The sequence below is a fragment of the Micromonospora sonneratiae genome (genome assembly GCF_042679305.1).
GTDB classification, from domain to species: domain Bacteria; phylum Actinomycetota; class Actinomycetes; order Mycobacteriales; family Micromonosporaceae; genus Micromonospora_H; species Micromonospora_H sonneratiae.
The window spans coordinates 93,731-112,118 of sequence record NZ_JBHTMP010000015.1 but is presented as its reverse complement, the minus strand read 5'-3'; the positions used below and the strand labels follow the sequence as shown (position 1 = coordinate 112,118).

The 18,388-nt window shown below is 67.7% G+C and carries 18 protein-coding genes; 6 read left to right on the top strand and 12 right to left on the bottom strand.

The genetic code is table 11. The annotated features are described in order from the left end of the window. Nucleotides 1–73 precede the first annotated feature (73 nt). Nucleotides 74–817, bottom strand: coding sequence for an SDR family NAD(P)-dependent oxidoreductase (locus ACFQ4H_RS12665; RefSeq protein WP_377570350.1), 744 nt, complete (start codon nt 815–817; stop codon nt 74–76). 167 nt (nt 818–984) lie between these two features. On the opposite strand from ACFQ4H_RS12665, the gene ACFQ4H_RS12660 reads away from it, so the two are divergent. Next, on the top strand, nt 985–2,448 hold the full coding sequence (locus ACFQ4H_RS12660; RefSeq protein ID WP_377570347.1) for an MFS transporter: 1,464 nt from the start codon (nt 985–987) through the stop codon (nt 2,446–2,448). 31 nt (nt 2,449–2,479) lie between these two features. Here the strand turns inward: ACFQ4H_RS12660 and ACFQ4H_RS12655 are convergent, their stop codons facing one another. From ACFQ4H_RS12655 to ACFQ4H_RS12635, 5 genes are all read right to left on the bottom strand, one after another. Beyond that, nucleotides 2,480–4,153 (bottom strand): glycoside hydrolase family 13 protein, encoded by a 1,674-nt coding sequence (locus ACFQ4H_RS12655; protein WP_377570345.1) that lies wholly within the window; start codon nt 4,151–4,153, stop codon nt 2,480–2,482. 2 nt (nt 4,154–4,155) lie between these two features. After that, nucleotides 4,156–5,217 (bottom strand): LacI family DNA-binding transcriptional regulator, encoded by a 1,062-nt coding sequence (locus ACFQ4H_RS12650; protein ID WP_377570343.1) that lies wholly within the window; start codon nt 5,215–5,217, stop codon nt 4,156–4,158. A gap of 57 nt (nt 5,218–5,274) precedes the next feature. Then, complete coding sequence (locus ACFQ4H_RS12645) at nt 5,275–6,237, bottom strand: carbohydrate ABC transporter permease (RefSeq protein WP_377570342.1); 963 nt, start codon at nt 6,235–6,237, stop codon at nt 5,275–5,277. A 1-nt stretch (nt 6,238) separates the two neighbouring features. Continuing rightward, nucleotides 6,239–7,291: a carbohydrate ABC transporter permease gene (locus ACFQ4H_RS12640; protein WP_377570340.1), complete on the bottom strand. Its 1,053-nt coding sequence runs from the start codon at nt 7,289–7,291 to the stop codon at nt 6,239–6,241. Nucleotides 7,292–7,367: 76 nt separating this feature from the next. Next, nucleotides 7,368–8,711, bottom strand: a complete 1,344-nt coding sequence (locus tag ACFQ4H_RS12635; RefSeq protein ID WP_377570338.1) for an ABC transporter substrate-binding protein — start codon at nt 8,709–8,711, stop codon at nt 7,368–7,370. Nucleotides 8,712–9,017: 306 nt separating this feature from the next. Between ACFQ4H_RS12635 and ACFQ4H_RS12630 the strand changes: the two genes are divergently transcribed. Continuing rightward, nucleotides 9,018–9,803: a M23 family metallopeptidase gene (locus ACFQ4H_RS12630; RefSeq protein WP_377570336.1), complete on the top strand. Its 786-nt coding sequence runs from the start codon at nt 9,018–9,020 to the stop codon at nt 9,801–9,803. Between the two features lie 156 nt (nt 9,804–9,959). Here ACFQ4H_RS12630 and ACFQ4H_RS12625 read toward each other — a convergent pair whose 3' ends face one another. From ACFQ4H_RS12625 to ACFQ4H_RS12610, 4 genes are read right to left on the bottom strand one after another with little or no spacing between them, the layout of a single operon-like run. After that, a complete protein-coding gene (locus tag ACFQ4H_RS12625; RefSeq protein ID WP_165823086.1) occupies nt 9,960–10,103 on the bottom strand; it encodes a GPGG-motif small membrane protein in 144 nt (47 codons plus the stop codon). A 37-nt stretch (nt 10,104–10,140) separates the two neighbouring features. Then, nucleotides 10,141–10,869 (bottom strand): metallophosphoesterase family protein, encoded by a 729-nt coding sequence (locus ACFQ4H_RS12620; RefSeq protein WP_377570334.1) that lies wholly within the window; start codon nt 10,867–10,869, stop codon nt 10,141–10,143. A 10-nt stretch (nt 10,870–10,879) separates the two neighbouring features. After that, nucleotides 10,880–11,149, bottom strand: a complete 270-nt coding sequence (locus ACFQ4H_RS12615; RefSeq protein ID WP_377570332.1) for a BON domain-containing protein — start codon at nt 11,147–11,149, stop codon at nt 10,880–10,882. A 13-nt stretch (nt 11,150–11,162) separates the two neighbouring features. Then, a complete protein-coding gene (locus tag ACFQ4H_RS12610) occupies nt 11,163–11,735 on the bottom strand; it encodes a nucleotidyltransferase family protein (protein ID WP_377570330.1) in 573 nt (190 codons plus the stop codon). 167 nt (nt 11,736–11,902) lie between these two features. On the opposite strand from ACFQ4H_RS12610, the gene ACFQ4H_RS12605 reads away from it, so the two are divergent. Then, nucleotides 11,903–12,601: a dTMP kinase gene (locus ACFQ4H_RS12605; RefSeq protein ID WP_377570328.1), complete on the top strand. Its 699-nt coding sequence runs from the start codon at nt 11,903–11,905 to the stop codon at nt 12,599–12,601. Here ACFQ4H_RS12605 and ACFQ4H_RS12600 read toward each other — a convergent pair. Then, on the bottom strand, nt 12,598–13,290 hold the full coding sequence (locus ACFQ4H_RS12600) for an SDR family NAD(P)-dependent oxidoreductase (protein ID WP_377570326.1): 693 nt from the start codon (nt 13,288–13,290) through the stop codon (nt 12,598–12,600). The two genes, ACFQ4H_RS12605 and ACFQ4H_RS12600, sit on opposite strands and share 4 nt — an antisense overlap. Before the next feature lie 230 nt (nt 13,291–13,520). On the opposite strand from ACFQ4H_RS12600, the gene ACFQ4H_RS12595 reads away from it, so the two are divergent. From ACFQ4H_RS12595 to ACFQ4H_RS12585, 3 genes are all read left to right on the top strand, one after another. Next, entirely contained in the window at nt 13,521–14,441 is a 921-nt protein-coding gene (locus ACFQ4H_RS12595) for a MurR/RpiR family transcriptional regulator (RefSeq protein ID WP_377570323.1), read from the top strand. After that, nucleotides 14,438–15,382 carry an N-acetylmuramic acid 6-phosphate etherase gene (gene murQ / locus ACFQ4H_RS12590; RefSeq protein WP_377570321.1) on the top strand — a complete coding sequence of 315 codons (945 nt, stop codon included), beginning with the start codon at nt 14,438–14,440 and terminating at the stop codon, nt 15,380–15,382. Before ACFQ4H_RS12595 ends, murQ begins: the two co-directional genes overlap by 4 nt. A 493-nt stretch (nt 15,383–15,875) precedes the next feature. Continuing rightward, entirely contained in the window at nt 15,876–16,877 is a 1,002-nt protein-coding gene (locus ACFQ4H_RS12585; protein ID WP_377570320.1) for a sigma-70 family RNA polymerase sigma factor, read from the top strand. 161 nt (nt 16,878–17,038) lie between these two features. On the opposite strand, the gene ACFQ4H_RS12580 is transcribed toward ACFQ4H_RS12585, so the two are convergent. Next, nucleotides 17,039–18,007, bottom strand: a complete 969-nt coding sequence (locus tag ACFQ4H_RS12580; protein ID WP_377570319.1) for a C40 family peptidase — start codon at nt 18,005–18,007, stop codon at nt 17,039–17,041. Nucleotides 18,008–18,388: the final 381 nt, after the last annotated feature.

Sequence of the window (18,388 nt, the reverse complement as noted above, 5' to 3'; positions counted from 1 at the left end):
GGAAGTGCCCCTTGTCGTTGCTTTGCGTATGACAAGGGGCACGTCCCGGCAACAGTGTGAGGCGCGACGACGCCTAGATGTTGAAGCCCCCGTCCACGTTGATCGACGCGCCGGTCACGTACCGGCCCTGCTCGCCAGCGAGGAAGGCGACCGCAGCGGCGATGTCCGCCGGCTCCGCGTACCGACCGAGGGCAGTGAAGCCCTTGATCGTCTCGGCGGTGGGACCGTCGGCCGGATTCGCGTCCGTGTCGGTCGGACCCGGGTTGACGATGTTGACGGTGATGCCTCGCGGGCCCAGCTCACGACCGAGCCCCTTGGTGAGCCCGATCAGGGCGGTCTTGCTTGTCGAGTACGCGGCGAATCCCGGGAACGCGACATGCTCGGCCACGTTGCTGCCGATGCTGATGATCCGCCCGCCGTCGGTCATGTGCCGGACCGCCGCCTTCGAGGCGACGAACGGCGCCCGCACGTTGACCGCCATCGTGTAGTCGAACTGCTCCAGACCGAGTTCCTCGATTGGTGCCACGATGAAGGCGCCTGCGTTGTTGACCAGGATGTCGAGCCGACCGAACTCCTCGGCGACCCGGTCAACGACGGCGGTGAGGCCGTCGGCGTCGGCGTTGTCCGCCTGGACCGCCATCGCCCGGCGGCCGACCGCCTTGATCCGCTCGACCACCTCGGCAGCCTGGTCGGCCCGACGCCGATAGGTGAACGCGACATCGGCCCCATCCTGGGCCAGCCGCAACGCCACCGCCGCACCGATTCCCCGGGCACCGCCCGTCACCAGTGCGACCTTGCCATCAAGAACTTTGCTCATGACAAGCAGCATGGTCAGCTGTCAGTCGTACGTCTGGCGCAAATTGGACATCGCGTTTCCGTTCCGAACAGCGTTGGTGCTTGCCGTTGGCCACAGGCTCTGGCATCGCCCGTCACCTGGTCGTTATCTGGCCCTGGTTCAGTGCCCGACATGGTTGGGTATCGAGGATGACCGAGAGTGGCAGAAGGGTGACCCCGGATGGTCGGGGTGCCCAGGGCGGCGGAGCGGCCGTGCACCGCGTCTACAGCGTGGTGGTCTTCGTCGTGCTCGCCTCACTGGACAACGTGGCCATCGGCCTGGTCCCGCCGCTGTACCAGCCGATCAGCGGGGCGCTCGGGGTGGGCGAATCCGTGATCGGGCTGGTCACCGCAGTCAGCTTCCTGGTCAGCGCGGTGGCGGCGGTGGGCTGGGCGTACGTCGGTGATCGCACCAACCGAAAACCACTGCTCATGATCGGTACGGTGCTCTGGGCGGCCGGCACGGCCGGCAGCGCTCTCGCCGGCAACTACCTGACGTTCTTCGGCGCGCAGGTGCTGGCCGCCATCGGCCTCGGAGCGGTCGGCTCGGTCGGATTCTCGGTGGTCACCGACCTGATCTCACCCCGTCGTCGGGGTCTGGTGATGAGCTTCTGGGGACTGTCCCAGGGGATCGGCACCCTGGCCGGCACCCTGCTCGGCGGTGTGCTCGGCGCGGCCGACTGGCGTCGCCCGTTTCTGCTGCTGAGCGTCACCGGAATCGTCGCCACGATCGCCTACCTGTTCACGTACGACGTACGCCGCGGCCAGAGCGAGCCTGAACTCGCTGCGGTGCTGGCCGCCGGAGCGGACTACGACCATCGGATCAGTCGACGTGACCTGCCCAGGATCCTCGGCCGGCGGACGAACGTCTGGCTCGTCCTCCAGGGGCTGCCCGCACAGGCGGCCTTCGGGTCGCTGGTCTGGCTGCCCGTGCTGTTCCAGCAGCGGGCCGAGGACCAGGGCTACTCCACCGCCACGGCGATCGTGGTGGGCAGTGTCTTCGCCACCCTGTTCCAACTCGGTGGGGCACTGTCCATCGTCGGCGGGCTCGTCGGTGACGCGCTACAACGCCGTACGCCCCGGGGGCGGGCGCTGGTCGCGGCGGTCGGTATCCTCGCGGCCGTACCGTTCTATGTGGTGTTGTTCTTCGTGCCGATCCGCATCGACGTGCCGGACGGAGCCGGCGCGGGCACGATCATCAGCGCGGTGCTCGGTAGCGTGTTCACCGAGCCGACCGTCGGGCTCAGCCTGCTGACAGCCATCCTGGCGCTTGCGTTGACCTCGGCCAATTCGCCGAACTGGTTCGCGCTGATCGCCGACGTCAACCCGCCCGAGCACCGGGGCACCGTCTACAGCCTCGGCAACCTGGTGAACGGGGTCGGTCGGGCCACGGGCAACGGTCTGGTCGGCGCGGTGTTCCAGGGGCTGCGCGGGGCGTTCCCGCCACCGCTGAACTTTGCGGTCGGGCTGGCCGTGTTCCAGCTCTTCTTCGTGCCGACCGGCATCATGTACTGGCTGGCTTCACGTTCCTCCCCGCGTGACATCGAGGACGTGCACGAGCTGTTGGCCGATCGGGCCACCGCCACCCGTCAGGAAGGGACCCTTCCCACGTAGGAAGCGATGGGAAGGGACCCTTCCTGACAGCTCAGCCGAGCAGCCAGACCGTGACGTCGGTAGGTACGCTGCCGTCCGTGTCGAGCGGGGCGCTGGCATGCAGCAGCTCCGCGCCCTCGGGCAGCGGGACCGGGGCGTCCCCGAAGTTGGTCAACACCCGCAACCTGCCGTTGCGGAACGCGAGCACCTCGTCGGGGCTCTCCAGCCAGCGCAGCGTCCCGGCACCGAGCGCCAGTTCGCGGCGTAGCCGCAGCGCCGTGCGGTACGTCTCGTACGTCGAGCCGGGCACCCCACGCTGCCGGTCCACGGCGTACTCGGCCCAGCTCGCGGGCTGGGGCAGCCAACTGGCGTCGGCGGGGCCGAAGCCGTACGACGGCGCGTCCGCCTGCCACGGGATCGGCACCCGGCAGCCGTCACGACCCCGCATCGTGCCGCCACTGCGGAACCAGGTCGGGTCCTGTCGCACCTCGTCGGGCAGGGCCATGTGTTCGGGCAGGCCCAGCTCCTCACCCTGGTAGAGGTAGGCCGAGCCGGGCAGGGCGAGCATCAGCAGGGTGGCCGCCCGGGCCCGACGCAACCCGAGTGCGGCGTCCGGCTGCGGGTCGCCGATTCCGATGCCGTTGGGCCGGGGCTGGCCGATCGGCAGCCCGAGGCGGGAGGCGTGCCGCAGCACGTCGTGGTTGGACAGGACCCAGGTGGTCGGCGCGCCGACGGCGTCGGTGGCGGCCAGCGAACGGGTGATCACCGCGTACTGGGCGGGGGCGGTCCAGGCCGCCTCCAGGTACTCGAAGTTGAACGCCTGGTGCATCTCGTCCGGGCGGACGTACGCGGCCAGTCGCTCGGCAGGTTGGACCCAGGCCTCGGCGACGAGGATCCGGTCGTCCGGGTAGCTGTCCAGGAGCCGCCGCCAGTCCCGGTAGATCTCGTGCACCCCGTCCTGGTCCCACATGGGTGGTCGTTGGCCTTCGACCCCCTCACCGGAGAGGGGTTCCTGCGGGTAGTGCCAGTCGGCCAGGTCGGCCTGCTTCACCAGCCCGTGGGCGACATCCACCCGGAAACCGTCGACGCCCCGGTCGAGCCAGAACCGGAGGATGTCCAGGAACTCGGCACGTACCTCGGGGTGGTCCCAGTTCAGGTCGGGCTGTCCAGCGTCGAACAGGTGCAGGTACCACTGTCCCGGTCGGCCGTCGGGCTCGGTGATCCGGGTCCACGCGTTGCCGCCGAAGACGCTCTGCCACCCGTTCGGTGGCTCGTCGCCCCCGGGCCCCCGGCCGTCGCGGAATATGTAGCGCTGTCGCGCGACGCTGCCGGGGGCGCTGGCCAGCGCCGCACGGAACCACCGGTGCTCGGCCGAGGTGTGGTTGGGTACCAGGTCGACGATGACCCGGAGCCCGCGCGACCGGGCCTCGGTGAGGAGCCTGTCGGCGTCGGTCAACCGCCCGAAGATCGGGTCAACGTCCCGGTAGTCGGCTACGTCGTAGCCGGCGTCGGCCTGCGGTGAGGGGTAGAACGGCGACAGCCAGACGGCGTCGACGCCCAGTTCGACGAGGTGGTCGAGTCGGGCGGTGATGCCGGGCAGGTCGCCGATGCCGTCGCCGTTGGCGTCGGCGAACGAGCGGGGATAGACCTGGTAGATGACAGCGTCCTCCCACCATCTGCTCGACGTGGTCGGGGGAGTTGGTGCCGGGGGGTTCGTCTCGTGCATGCTCATCCCGCTTCTGTCGTCGTCAGCCGGTCAGGTTCCAACTTCCCCCGTGGCGGGCCGGTCGATTCCCGTACGACCAGCCGGGTCGGCAGGATCAGCGGTGCGGTGAACAGGGATTCGTCCGATTGGCCGCAGAGTTGGTCGAGCAGTACGGTGGCGGCCAGCCGGCCCTGTTCGGCGGCGGGTTGGGCGACCGTGGTGAGCCCGACGACGGCGGCGAGGGCGTGGTCGTCGATGCCGATCACGCTGACGTCCTGCGGGACCCGCAGACCGGCCAGGCGTAGTGCGCTCATCGCCCCCATCGCCATCTCGTCGCAGGCGGCGAAGATGGCGGTGGGGATGTTGCCCCGGCGCAGCAGTTCCTCGGTGGCCCGGGTGCCTCCGCTGATGGTGAACTCGTCGTTGACGTCGAGCCGGGGGTCGGGGGTGACGCCGGCGGCCAGGAGTTCCTGGCGGTAGCCCTGTCGTCGGTCGACGTGTGCGGTGTGGGTCAGTTCGGCCGTGGGGGACCCGGAGATGTGCGCGACGCGGCGGTGTCCGAGGGACAACAGGTGGGCGACCGCCGTACGGGCGGCGGCCACGTCGTCGATGCGGATGCCCGGCCAACCCGGCACCACCGTGCCGGAGCTGACCGTCACCCCGGGTATGGCACGGCGGGTGATGGTCGCGAAGTCGGCAGCCTGTACGTTCGTCGCGACCAGCATCACCGCATCCACCCGCTTGTGCAGGTCGGCGGTACGGAACAGTCGCTTTCGGACATGCTCCCGGCCACCGAGGGTGTAGAGCAGCAGGTCGTAGCCGGCCAGGTGCAGGGTGCTCTCGGCGGCCTCGACCACCGTGCTGAAGAACCACCGGGTGATCCAGGGCACCACCACGCCGATGGTTCCGGTCCTTCCACCGGCCAGCCGGGATGCGCTGGGAGACACGGTGTAGCCGAGTTCGGCGGCGGCCAGCAGCACCCGGTCCCGGGTGGATGCGGATACGGTCGGTAGCCCGCGTAGCGCCCGGGAGACGGTGGCGGTGGAGACCCCGGCGAGGCGAGCGACATCGTCGATCCTGGTCACAGTGTTACTCGCTCCGCTTGGTCCGTGCCGCCACCGCCATCGGCGCGTGACGAGAAGTTATCCCTTGACGCTGCCCGCGAGCAGGCCGCGCACGAAGTATCGCTGTAGGGACAGGAACACGATCAACGGTACGAGGATCGAGATGAATGCCCCAGCGGTCAACCGCTGCCACTCGTTGCCTCGCGTACCGGCCATTTCGGCCAGTCGTACGGTCAGTGGTGCCGTCTCGGTGCCACCGCCCGCGAAGATCAGCGCGACCAGCAGGTCGTTCCAGACCCAGAGGAACTGGAAGATGCCGAACGCGGCGAGTGCCGGGGTGATCAGCGGGAGCACGATCGTCCGGAAGATCTTCGGGTGGCTGGCACCGTCCACCCGGGCCGCCTCCATCAGCTCCCTGGGCAACTGGGAGACGAAGTTGTGCAGCAGGAAGATGGCCAGCGGCAACGCGAAGCAGGTGTGCGCGAACCAGACCTGGATGAACTTCTGCTCGTCCTCCAGTTGCCAGGCGGGCATCAGGGTCACGCCGTTGACGGTCACGCCGGTGGAGAAGAACCGCAGGAGCGGGACCAGGGCCATCTGCAACGGCACGATCTGGAGGGCGAAGATGCCGATGTAGATCCAGTCGCGTCCCCGGAAGTTGATCCAGGCCAGCGCGTACGCCGCGAGGGTGGCGAGGGCCAGCGGGAACAGCACCGACGGGATGGTGATGACCAGCGAGTTGATGAAGTAGTTGGCGAGTTGGCCGGACGACGACTGGCCGAAGAGCACCTCCTGGTAGTTGTCCAGGGTGATCTGCGGGTCGCTGAAGAACGTCCACCAGCCGCTGGTCTTGATCTGTTCCTCGGGCCGGAGCGAAGAGACGAACAGGCCGAAGGTCGGGACGGTCCAGACCACCGCGATGACGATCGAGACCAACGTGGCGGTACGGGTGTTGAGCCGCTTGCGTACCCGGCCGGCGACGGTCTTCGGCTGGTCGCTGGTGGTGCCCGCAGCGGTGAGCGGGGGCGTGGTGGTCGTCATCTCATATCTCCCGCTGCTGGCGCAGGTTGCGGATCTGGTAGATCACGATCGGGATCACCAGCACGAAGAGGAACACCGCCAGCGCCGATCCCTGGCCGGTCTCCCCGAATCGGAATGCCTGGTCGTACATCTGGTTCGCGACCACACCGGTCTCGTAGTTGCCGTTGGTCATCGTCCGGACGATGTCGAACACCTTGAGCGTGGCGATCGAGATGGTGACCACGACGACGATCAGCGCGGGCCGGATGCTCGGCAGGGTGACCTTCCAGAACATCTGCCACGGGGTCACCCCGTCGAGCCGGGCGGCCTCGACGATGTCGGCGGGAATCGCCTTGATCGCCGCCGAGAGCACGACCATGGCGAAGCCGGCCTGGATCCAGACCATCACGACGATCAACAGCAGCGTGTTGAGCGGGGGGTTGAGCAACCACTGCTGGGGCGTGCCGCCGAGGGCGACGACGATCTGGTTGAGCAGGCCGATCTGCTCCTGCTCCTCGGAGCGGTACGCGTAGACGAACTTCCAGATGATGCCGGCGCCGACGAACGAGATGGCCATCGGCATGAAGATCAGTGACTTGGCGGCCGCTTCGAACCGGGCCTTGTCCACCATCACGGCGTAGATCAGCCCGACCGCGGTGGCGACCACCGGCACCAGGACCACCCAGACGAGGGTGTTGGTCAGCACCTTGACGATCTCGTCCTGCGAGAACATCCAGGTGTAGTTGTCCAGGCCGACCCAGTTCTGGCTGTTCTTGTCCATGAAGGACAGCAGCGTGGTTCGGATGGCCGGGACGACCAGCCCGATGGCCAACAACAGCAGCGTCGGGAGGAGGAAGAAGAGCCCGAGGACGCCCTCCCGCGACCTGGGCCGACGTACTGCCACACCACCCCCGGCGGTGGCGACCGCGACAAGCCGTGCCTCGCGGCGGCGGGCGAACCAGGAGGGCACCACGTCGAGCAGCACCAGCAGACCGCCGACCACGACGACGAAGGCGACCAGGCCGTACAGCAACATCATGAGCTTCGGGGCTATGTCGGCGAACTCAAGGTCCATCCGCTCTCCCTATGGGGTTGTTACCGGAACCGGGTGGTGGTCCGACCCGACCGTTCGGGTCGGACCACCGATGGGGTCACTTCGGCCAGGAGTTTTCGATGAACGCGAGCGTGCTCGCGGTGTCCTTGCCGTTGATCCAGTCGATCATGCCCTTCCAGAAGGTGCCCGCGCCGACGGCGGCCGGCATCAGGTCGGAGCCGTCGAACCGGAAGACGGTCTTCGGGTCCTGCAGGATCTGTACGGACAGCTTGTCGATCGGGTTCGCCACGTTGTTGATGTCCAGGCCCTTGTTGGCCGAGACCCAGTTGCCCAGCTTCGCGCGACCGTTGGCGTAGTCGGACGAGGCGAGGAAGGTCTGCACCGCCTGGACCTCGGGACGGTCGGCGAAGGCGGCGACGAACTCGCCACCACCCAGGACCGGCCTGCCCTTGGAGGCGTCGATGACCGGGAAGTAGAAGGCGAAGACGTCGCCGTCCTCGGCCACCTTGGTGCCTTCCGGCCACTGGTTGGCGTAGAACGACGCCTGCCGGTGCATGGCGCACTTGCCCTGGGTGATGGGCAGGCCGCCCTCCATGAACGAGGTGGTGGAGATGCTCTTCACCCCGCCGAAGCCACCGTTGACGTACTTCTCGTTCTTGAGGATGGCGCCGGCCTTGTCGACCGCCTCGGTGACCTTCGGGTCGTTGAACGGGATGCCGTGCGTGGTCCACTGGTCGTAGACCTCGGGTGTCTGCGTACGCAGCATGAGGTCTTCGATCCAGTCGGTGGCCGGCCAGCCGGTGGCGTCGCCGGACTCGATACCGACGCACCACGGCTTCTGCCCGGTGGCCGCGATCTTGTCGCTGAGGGCGATCAGCTCGTCCCAGGTGGTCGGGACGGTGTAGCCCTTCTCCTTGAAGGTCTTCGGCGAGTACCACACGAAGGACTTGACGTTCGAGCCCAGCGGAGCGCCGTAGAACTGGCCGTTGATGGTGGAGTACTTCAACCAGTCCGGCGAGTAGTTCTTCTCCGCCATCGCCTTCGTCGCCGCCGAGGCGGGCTTGAGCTTCCCGCTCTCGACGAATCGGGCGATCAGGCCCGGCTGGGGGATGAAGGCGATGTCGGGTGCGTTACCGCCGTCGACCCGGACGGGAAGCTGCGCCTCGAACTCGGCGCTGCCCTCGTAGTTGATGTCGATGCCGGTGCAGTCGCTGAACTGCTTCCATGGCTTCTGTAGCAGATCGGCCTCGACCTCGCGGATCGACGAATAGATCGAGACCTTCTTGCCGTCGTGGCCCTGATACTCCTTGTATGCGGCACACTCCGGAGAGTCCTTGTCGGCCTTGCTGTCACTGCCGGTGCCACATGCAGTAGCGGCGAGTGCCAGGCCCAGCGCGCTGGCGATCGCGAAGGCTTGGCGTGGTCTGGAAAAGACCGCCATGCCGTCCTCCTTCCTTTGCCGGCGTGCCGATAGCCGTGGCCCCGCTTGCCCGTGGCTCCGTGCCGGCTCGATGGGCGTCAACCCATGTAAGCGCTTACAGGAAAGTGCGTCTATACCTCGGGTGGCCACAGGGCCGTAACGATTCGGAAACCCTCGCGTAGCGGTCGGCGGTTTGGTCGGGCGTCCCCGCCGGGCCCTCGGTACGACCGCTCGATGCTTCACATCGACGATGCCCACTTCCCGGCGATGGAGTTTTCTGTCACTCTCTAGGTGTCCATGGAAGATTTTCACCATAGGAGGCAGTGGATGCGATCGCGTCTGTTTGCGCTGGCCAGTGCGGTGGTCGTCATGGCCGCCTCGGTGCTCACCGGGGCCAGTCCAGCCCTTGCGGCCCCTACCTTCAAATTGCCGTTCCCGTGTGGTCAACAGTGGAGCGGACAGACTCGCTCCGATCACAGCCCGACCAACGCCATCGACCTCAACCGGACCAACGACGAGGGTGACCCGGTCGTGGCCAGCGCCCCGGGAACGGTCGATCGGGTCACCGATCTGGGGAACACCAGTTACGGCAGGTACGTGCGGATCGATCACGGCGGCGGCTACACGACGTACTACGCGCACCTCAGCGGCTTTGCCGGCGGACTCTCGGTGGGGGACACCGTCGGGTACGGCACCGTGATCGGCTACGTCGGCAACACGGGGAACTCCTACGGCGCGCACCTGCACTACGAACAGCGTTCCGGCGGTAACGACATCCAGATCCGCTTCAACGGGACGCTCGCCCTCTACTGGGGAACGAAGACCTACACCAGTGACAACGCCTGTTCCGGCGGGGGTACCGCCTCGGGCACGGTGAACACCTCCGGTACGCCGCTGAACGTACGCTCCGGCCCCGGCACCGGCTATTCGACGGTCGGGACCGTCGCCGACGGCACGAGGGTGACGATCTACTGCCAGACCACCGGCACCACGGTCACCGGCACGTACGGCACCAGCAACATCTGGAACCGGATCGGCTCGGGCCGCTTCATCGCCGACGCGTACACCTACACCGGTTACAGCGGATTCATTCCGGGCGTTTCCCGCTGCTGACCAGCCTGTACGCCACCCGGCCCGTAGTACCGCCGATCGATTCTCCGGAACGGACCTCGACTGGCGGGACTACGGGCCGGGGCAAGGGCAGGCAGGCGCGGCTACGTCGAAGATGACGTTGTTACGTAGAGACGCGGCTACGTGAAGCTCACGCGGCTACGTGAAGATGCTGACGCCGCCCGGGCCAACCAACAGGCCGACGATGATGAGGACGATTCCCCAGAGGATCTGCCGCCGGAAGAGAGCGAGAATTCCGGCCACCACCAGTACTACCGCGAGAATCCAAAGAATGAGTTCCATGTTCCGTTGAATACCCGTTCCGGGTACACCGGAAACCTTACCGGTCGACGTACTCAGCAAGGTGGAAAACGCTATATGCCTGCTTGATGACCGGATGCGCGACGTTCCGGACTCGGACCCCACCGGGTGTCGTACCACGCTCGGAGCCGGCATGGGCGTGGCCGTGCAGGGCCAACGCCGTCGGGGCCGAGTCGATGGCCTGGCCGAGCAGATAGGAGCCGAGGAACGGGTATATCTCCAGTGGTTCACCGGCGAGCGTGTCCGGCACCGGCGCGTAGTGCGTCAACGCCACCCGTACGTCGCAATCCAGCTCTCGTAGGGTCCGACCGAGACGGTCGGCGATGGCGCCGGTGGTACGGATGAACGCCTTCATCTCCGGCTCACCGAACTCACTGGCGCAGCGGCCGGCGAACCCGCCGCCGAAGCCCTTCGCCCCGGCGACACCGAGCCGTACGCCTCCGCAGTCGAGCACCGTGCTGGTGCCCTCCAACACGATGATGCCGGCGTCCTCCAGCACCGAGACGATCTGTGGCACCTCGTCACAGTGGTAGTCATGGTTGCCGAGCACGGCCACGACCGGTACGCCCAGTCCACCGAACTCGGTGGCGACGCAGCGGGCCTCGGCCTCCGTACCGTGCTGGGTCAGGTCACCGGCCATCAGCAGCACGTCGGCGTGGTCGGGCAGGCGGGCCAGGGCGGGACGGAACCGTCCGACGACATCCTCGTCGACATGTACGTCGCCGACCGCCGCGATGCGGATCACCATCTCGTCCCCCTCACGGCAGTTCCTCGACCTCGGTGGGTTCCTGCGCGCGAATCACCCCGATGTCCATCAGGAGCGGGAGGTCCGGGAACTCCGTCGTCACCAGTCGGAGGATCTCGTCGCGTCGGCGGTGGCTCTCCACCTCGCCGGAGAGCACCAGTGAGTGGTCCCGGCGGACCACCGCGATGCCCTGCTCCGCGATCTGGGGATTCTCGGTGAGCAGCCGGTGTACGGCCGCCTCGATGTACTCGTCCGGCGGATCGGCTCCGGTCCTGCTCGGCATACCCACCATCTCCTCATCCTTCGCGCGTACCCGGGTCGGGTACGACGTCCAGTCGGTCCAGCAGCACCAGGAACGCCTCGGCGTACGGCGAATGCGCCGTTTCCCTACGTACCCGTTCCCAGTTGATTTGCTCCCGCAGTGAGCGGGCCAGCGGCAGTCCCCGGGCGAAGTCGCAGTAGTGCTGTGAGAAGCTCAACAACTTGTGCACCATGAGCTGGGTGGCGGAGAGCACCGGCATGTGGATGGCGTCGACCGGGCGGATGACCGTGTCGAGGAAGGTCTCGTCGGTCACCGGGGTTTCGATCGGCCGGTGGATCAGGTCCACCAGTCGCCCCTCGTCGTAGACCTTGACCAGCCAGTCCTCGGGGGGCCGTTCGGCGGTGAACCCCTCCGCGACGAGCGCCTCCAGCGCCCGGTCCACGTCCTGACCTCGGATGAGGAAGTCGACATCATGGTCGCTGGAGTGGCCTCCGTGGGCGTAGACGGCAAAACTGCCACCCAGGGCATGTGGGATTTCGGCTTGTTTGAGGGCAGCGGCGACCCGCTTGAGGGTATGCAGAAGACCCTCATCCTCGCGGTACGCCATGAAATCTCCCCTGATTCGTGGATTGGCAACCGGGTGTTGGGATGACGATCTATCGGTACCCCGTGCGTAGGTTGCTCACACCTGTACCGCGAGTGGGGGCTCAGGCGGACGGGTGACGGCCTTCGACTCGGGTGGCGGGTGTGCCACGAGGAGGTACCGTGGCCGGGGTGGTCACATCTGCGTGGAAGCAGCACGACGGCAAGTTGGGCGGGCGGAGACTGCGGGCGGTGGCCCTGGTCGGCATTGATGGCTCGGGCAAGACCACCCAGGCGCACCGGTTGGCCGACGCGTTGATCAGTTTTGGCGTTCCGGCGCGCTACTGGCAGAACGCCGGTGGGCGGCGCTGGTTCGGGCGGGTCGCCCAGCGGCTCGGCCGACCGGACGCCCAGCGGCTGCTGGGCCGTAACGGGATGCTCCTCGCCGAGTCGGCGCTGCGCTGGTTGGCGATCGCCCGGGCGCTGGTCCGTTCCTCAGCCAGTGGCCGGGTCGCGGTGATGGACCGTTACTCGGTCTGTCAGTACGCCAGCATCCGGGCACACGGCGGCGGCCGGTGGGAGCCGTTGGCCCGACTCGTCTACCGGATCTTTCCGCAGCCGGACGTCACGTTCTTCCTCGCTGTGGAGCCGGCCGAGGCGTACCGGCGCATCGACCTGCGGGGCACCGATCACGAGAGCATGGAGTTCCTCACCGCCGCCGATTCGGCGTACCGGTCGTTGCCGGAGTGCGGCACCTTCGTGGTGATCGACGCCAACGGCACACCGGACGAGGTCACCCGGGCCATCCGGGACGGACTGCGCTCCTGGGCGGTGGATCAGGGTCTGGTGTCCGGTTCGGAGCCCGCGTCGTCGGTGCCGCTCGTCGCCTAGGCCTGTCCGTACACCGGGATCGTCGCGCCACTGGTCGGTGCCGATTCCGGGCTGGCGAGAAAGCGGATGACCTCGGCGATCTCGCCCGGCGTCACCCAGCGGGAATGGTCGGCGTCCGGCTGGGCGGCGCGGTTGGCCGGGGTGTCGATGACGCTCGGCGCAACGGTGTTGCAGCGTACGCCCGACCGGCGGTATTCGACCGCGACCGCGGCGGCGAATGCCTGGACGGCGGCCTTGGCCGTCACGTAGCCCGCCGCACCCGGGAAGGGGGCGGCGGCGGCTCGGGCCGACACGCACACCACCGCGGCGTCCCCGGTCGCTACGAGGTACGGAAGGGCGCTGCGGGTCACCAGATAGGTGGGGCGCAGGTTGATGGCCAGCATCCGGTCGAACTCCGCCACCGGAGTTTCGTGTACCAGGGAACCTGCGGCGTACCCGCCGACGAGGTTGACCACGGCCCGCAGGGGTGCCTCTGCGACGCCGGCGGCGGTGGCCACGGCCCACTCGACGGCATCCGGGTCGGTGAGGTCCGCGGTCACCCGGACCACGCCGTCGGCCGGCGGCGGTGCCGACCGGGAACCTTCCCGCACCGGTACGACCACTCGCCAGCCGGCATCGACGAAGCTCGCGGTGACCGAGGTGCCGAGTCCACCGGTGCCGCCGGTGACGAGGACGCTGCGATTGGCCATGCGTCCTACCGTAACGTCCGAATATTTCGGCGCTCTCCGGCCGACGGGGTACGCCGACCGTCGTCGTCCGATCGGATGATGACCTTGCCACCCTGGTCGGGGCGATCGGACCACGGATCGGTATGCAGCTTCGGGGGGAAGGTGGGACCCTTGCCTTCGGCCCGGCGTGATTTCTCAGATACCCCGTGTCATGGTTGACGCTCATGCCTATGTGAAAGTAAGTTTCATCCGTGGCGAAGAGTGCGAAGGTTTCTGTGAATCACGAGACCGGTGGATTGATAGTCCACATCAGTGGCCTGCTTCCGTCACTGTCACCGGCCGAGCAACGGGTGGCCCGGCTCGTCGTGGCTGACCCGGCGGCTGCGGCACGGCGCACCATCACCGATCTTGCCACCGCTGCCGAGACCTCCGAGGCGACCGTCATCCGGTTCTGCCGTTCGGTCGGCATGGAGGGCTACCCACAACTGCGTATCCGCCTCGCTGCCGAGGCGGCCCGCCGGATCGAGCCGCCGGACGCGCGGGTCGTCGGTGGTGACATTCCGCCCGGTGCGGACATGGCGCAGATCATCGCCACCATCGCCTTCAACGACGCCCGGGCGGTCGAGGAGACCGCCGAGCAACTCGATCCCGCGATCTGCGAACGGATCGTGGAGGCGGTCGCCGCCGCCGGTCGGATCGAGATCTACGGTGCCGGTGCCAGCGGTTTCGTCGCCTCGGACTTCCAGCAGAAGCTGCACCGCATCGGCCGTACCGCCTTCTACTTCCCCGACATACACACTGCCCTGACCTCGGCGGCGCTGCTCGGTAAGGGGGACGTGGCCCTGGGCATCTCGCACACTGGCACCACCTCCGACGTGATCGAGGTGCTGGAACAGGCCCGCGACCGGGGAGCCACCACCGTGGCGCTGACCAACTTCCCCCGGTCGCCGATCACCGAGGTGGCCGACTTCGTACTGACCACGGCCGCCCGTGAGACGACCTATCGTTCCGGCGCGATGGCCAGCCGTCTGGCGCAACTCACGGTCGTGGACTGCCTGTTCGTCGGAGTGGCCGCGCGCAACCGTACGCGGGCGAAGAAGGCCCTGGAGGCCACCGCCGATGCCGTTGCACCGCACCGGCTGGGCAGCAACAGCACTCGGAGGCGGGCATGACCGTTGGGGCAGAGTCGGGCAACAGCGACGGCCGTCGGCCGGTGGTCCGAGTCGGGGCACCGACCGAGCGACGCAACCCGCTCAGCGCCGACCTCGACCTGATGCCCACCCGGGACGTGCTGCGGGTGATCAACGAGGCCGACCGTCGGGTGCCGGATGCCGTGGCGGCCGTGCTCGACGAGATCGCCACCACGGTCGAGATCGCGGTACGGGCGTTGCGCGGCGGGCAACGGGTGCACTACTTCGGGGCGGGCACCTCGGGCCGCCTGGCCGTGCTGGACGCGGCGGAACTGGCCCCTACGTTCAACTCCCCGGAGCACTGGTTCTGCGCCCACATCGCGGGCGGGCCGTCGGCGATGTGGCGGGCCGTCGAGGATGCCGAGGACGACGAGGCGGCCGGTTCCGTCGAGGCCAAGGACTGCGTACAGGCGGGTGACCTGGTCATCGGCCTGGCCGCCAGTGGCCGCACGCCGTACGTCCTCGGTGCGCTGCGTACCGCCCGTGCACTCGGTGCGGACACCGCTCTGCTCTGCGCCAATCCGGACGCGGCTGCGGCGGACGCGGTGGACGTCTTCATCGGTGTCGACACCGGGGCCGAGGTGGTCACCGGATCCACCCGGATGAAGGCCGCCACCGCGCAGAAGCTGGTGCTCAACGCCTTCTCCACGGCGGTCATGGTCCGGCTCGGCCGGGTCTACTCCAACCTCATGATCGACGTGGTGGCCACCAACGCGAAGCTCCGGGGTCGGATGATCTCGATTCTGCTGGAGGCGACCGACTGCACCGAGGAGGCGGCCCGCCAGGCGTTGAGCGATGCCGACGGCGATCTCAAGACCGCCCTGGTGGCGCTGGTCTCCGGGGCCGATGTCGCCGACGCGCGGTCGGCGCTGGCCCGCTCCGCCGACCAGGTGCGCGGTGCCCTCGCCCTGCTGACCTCGTGAACAGGGACATGTCCGACGGGTACGGCCGACACGGCGTCTGACCGGGACACCTGTCGTCACCCGCCGTGTCGTCGCGCTGGCGCTGCGCTAGGGTTGTTCGACTTCGCCGACGGGCCGGATTGTTCATCCGGCCCGGGGGTAATCCCGGTCCGTGGGTGAACCGGATCGCGGGTGAACCGATCAGCCCTGGCGGGCGTATTGCCGTAGTGACGAATGTCGCAGTGCAGTGGTGACGCCGGTCGCTGTGGCTGGAGGGGGCGCGATGTTGCCATTAACCGGGCAAAGAGTACGCGTCGATCCGCCGGCCACGGGTGATACCTGGACCAGATGTGCCTGAAACGGGTGGCTGACAGCAAACGTCGATCGCGCTCTCAGCAACTACTCAGGCATTCGTGACACTTTCGACTCACGAGACGGAATCCCTGGCACGTCTCAACTGTTGTGTAGGTGTCGACACCACAGGGCATTGCGAAGGTAGCACGGGGGAGGGCTGATGAACGTGGGGACGGCAAGGAACCGGGCAGCCGGCGCGAGCGAGGGGATCGTGAGCAACGTGGAGAAGAATATCGTGATGCGTACCGACGAGGTCGCCGAGGAGCGCGACCTGGTTGGTGTCTACCTGCACGAGATCTCCCGCACACCGCTGCTCGACGCCGCCAAGGAGGTCGACCTCTCCAAGACGATCGAGGCAGGACTCTACGCGGAACACCTGCTCGACACGGGTCGGATCCCGACCGGCGTAGACCGGGCGGAACTGGAGCGGCTGGTCGTCGAGGGGGAACGGGCGAAGGATCTGTTCATCCGTGCCAACCTGCGGCTGGTCGTCTCGATCGCGCGGCGCTACGTGCGCTCCGGCATGCCGATGCTCGACCTGATCCAGGAGGGCAACACCGGCCTGGTCCGGGCGGTGGAGAAGTTCGACTACGAGCGTGGCTACAAGTTCTCCACGTACGCCACCTGGTGGATCCGTCAGGCGATCAGCCGGGCCATCGCCCAGCAGGAGCGCACCGTACGCCTGCCGGTGCACCTGGTCGAGGACGTCAACCGGATGCGCAACGTGGCCCGTCAGCTCACCCGCGAGCTGGGCACCGACCCGGAGCCCGAGCAGATCGCAACCGCGCTGGGGGTGACCGTGGAGCGGGTGCGCGAACTGGTCCGCTGGTCGCAGGACACGGTTTCGCTGGACACCCCGGTCGGTGACGACGGTGACACCAACCTCGGTGACCTGGTCGCCGACAGCGACGCCCCGTCGCCCGAGGAGATCGTCCTGACCGCGCTGGAGCGTCAGCGCATCGAAGGACTGCTCAACCACCTCGACGACCGGTCGGCCGGCATCATGCGGGCCCGCTACGGCCTGGAGGATGGACGGGAGCACTCGCTGACCGAGGTCGCCTCGCGCTTCTCGCTCTCCCGCGAGCGGATTCGCCAGCTGGAGATCCAGGCCCTGGGCCGGTTGCGCGAACTTGCCCGGGCAGAGGGACTACAAGCGGCCTGACCACGGCTGATAGGAAATACGGCAACGGCCGGCGTCCGATAGGGGGACGCCGGCCGTCCTGTCGTCGGGGGTCGTCCGGCCCCGACGCGACAGGTCACCACGGACGAGACCAGCGCGATCTCCGTAGCCGTCAGGGAAGCCTTCGCAGCTTGCGGCGTCGGCTACCGCACCCGGCCGTAGCCGTACGGCTTCATCATGTCCACGCTGGACAGCTTGACGTGTTCACCGAAGGTGGGCGCGTGGATGACCTTGCCATCGCCCACGTAGAGCGCGACGTGCCCCAGGTTCCGGTAGAACACGAGATCACCGGGTTGCAGTGCGCTGCGGCCGATGTGCGCGACCCGCTCCCACTGCATCGCGGCGTTGTGCGGCAGGGACCTGCCGGCGGCCCGCCACGCGGCCAGCGTCAGACCGGAACAGTCGTAGCCGTTGGGCCCGTCGGCCGCCCAGACGTACGGCTTTCCGATCGCGCCGTACGCGAACCGTACGGCGGCTCCGGCGCTGCCGGCGACGGCCGGAATGCTGCCCCGGTAAGCGGTGCCCGTGGACGTGGACGTGGCTGAGCCGTACGCCCGGCGGCGCAACTCGTAGAGCTTGGCGAGGTCCGCCTCGATCTTCTTCTTGCCGGCGGCGAGTTGTCTGGCCTGTGCGGTCTGGCGGGCCAGCGCCGATTCGAGTTGGGCCTTCTCCGCCACGTACCGACGCTGTGCCTGGTCGAAATCGGCGATCTGCTTCTCGCGCTCCCGGGCCAACTGGTCCAGTGCGCCGAGCCGCCCGGCGAGGTCGTCGGTCTTTCCGGGGCTGAGCAGGATGTCGGCCGTGCGCAGCCGACCCGTCTTGTACGCCGTGACGGCCAGCCGGCCGACCTCCGAACGGGCCTGGGCGAGCTGCTGCTCGAGCGGCCCGATCCGCTGGCCCAGTTTGGCCACGGCGGCCCTGGTTGTCTTGATCTCCTCGTTGAGGCGGTTGTACGACTCGACGATCCGTTCCAACTCGGCTGACGACTTGTTGATCTGTTGGGTCAGCTCGCTGACGGACGGGGCGGCCCGAACTCCCGTACCGGGGACGATCAGACCGATCGACAGGCCGAACAGCACTACGGCGCGTAACAGATTCCGCACGGACGACAAGAGTGGCAGAGCCCTTCTTCCCGGCCGCCGAACCCGAACCTGCGGTTCTGCGGCACCGGACCGGCGCCACGAGGGGATGGCTGACGACCGGGACCGGCAGGGATCAACCTATCCCGCCGCGAGGTGTCGGAGACAGAGACCCGCTGCGGTACGCGGTGAAAGTTGCTAATAAGGCGAATGTTGGAATCACCCAAAGTGTCCAACTGAAGCCGGACAGTGAAACTGCCGAAAGGGTAGATCGTCCGTTGTTCGCGCTGCTGGAAATTTATCCCATTGGTCGCTGTTCACGGATGGTCGTCGAGTTTTTGGGGTTGCAAAACATCACAAAGGCGTACGTAAATGCGTCCACGGAGCGGGATGCCGCCTGGAAATCTGCCAGGT

Coding starts and splice junctions, on each gene's coding strand:
- ACFQ4H_RS12665 (WP_377570350.1), bottom strand. CDS start 817: ATGAGCAAAGTTCTTGATGGCAAGGTCGCACTGGTGACGGGCGGTGCC.
- ACFQ4H_RS12660 (WP_377570347.1), top strand. CDS start 985: ATGACCGAGAGTGGCAGAAGGGTGACCCCGGATGGTCGGGGTGCCCAG.
- ACFQ4H_RS12585 (WP_377570320.1), top strand. CDS start 15,876: ATGAACGTGGGGACGGCAAGGAACCGGGCAGCCGGCGCGAGCGAGGGG.
- ACFQ4H_RS12655 (WP_377570345.1), bottom strand. CDS start 4,153: ATGCACGAGACGAACCCCCCGGCACCAACTCCCCCGACCACGTCGAGC.
- ACFQ4H_RS12640 (WP_377570340.1), bottom strand. CDS start 7,291: ATGGACCTTGAGTTCGCCGACATAGCCCCGAAGCTCATGATGTTGCTG.
- murQ (WP_377570321.1), top strand. CDS start 14,438: ATGACCGTTGGGGCAGAGTCGGGCAACAGCGACGGCCGTCGGCCGGTG.
- ACFQ4H_RS12635 (WP_377570338.1), bottom strand. CDS start 8,711: ATGGCGGTCTTTTCCAGACCACGCCAAGCCTTCGCGATCGCCAGCGCG.
- ACFQ4H_RS12600 (WP_377570326.1), bottom strand. CDS start 13,290: ATGGCCAATCGCAGCGTCCTCGTCACCGGCGGCACCGGTGGACTCGGC.
- ACFQ4H_RS12620 (WP_377570334.1), bottom strand. CDS start 10,869: ATGGTGATCCGCATCGCGGCGGTCGGCGACGTACATGTCGACGAGGAT.
- ACFQ4H_RS12615 (WP_377570332.1), bottom strand. CDS start 11,149: ATGCCGAGCAGGACCGGAGCCGATCCGCCGGACGAGTACATCGAGGCG.
- ACFQ4H_RS12645 (WP_377570342.1), bottom strand. CDS start 6,237: ATGACGACCACCACGCCCCCGCTCACCGCTGCGGGCACCACCAGCGAC.
- ACFQ4H_RS12630 (WP_377570336.1), top strand. CDS start 9,018: ATGCGATCGCGTCTGTTTGCGCTGGCCAGTGCGGTGGTCGTCATGGCC.
- ACFQ4H_RS12625 (WP_165823086.1), bottom strand. CDS start 10,103: ATGGAACTCATTCTTTGGATTCTCGCGGTAGTACTGGTGGTGGCCGGA.
- ACFQ4H_RS12610 (WP_377570330.1), bottom strand. CDS start 11,735: ATGGCGTACCGCGAGGATGAGGGTCTTCTGCATACCCTCAAGCGGGTC.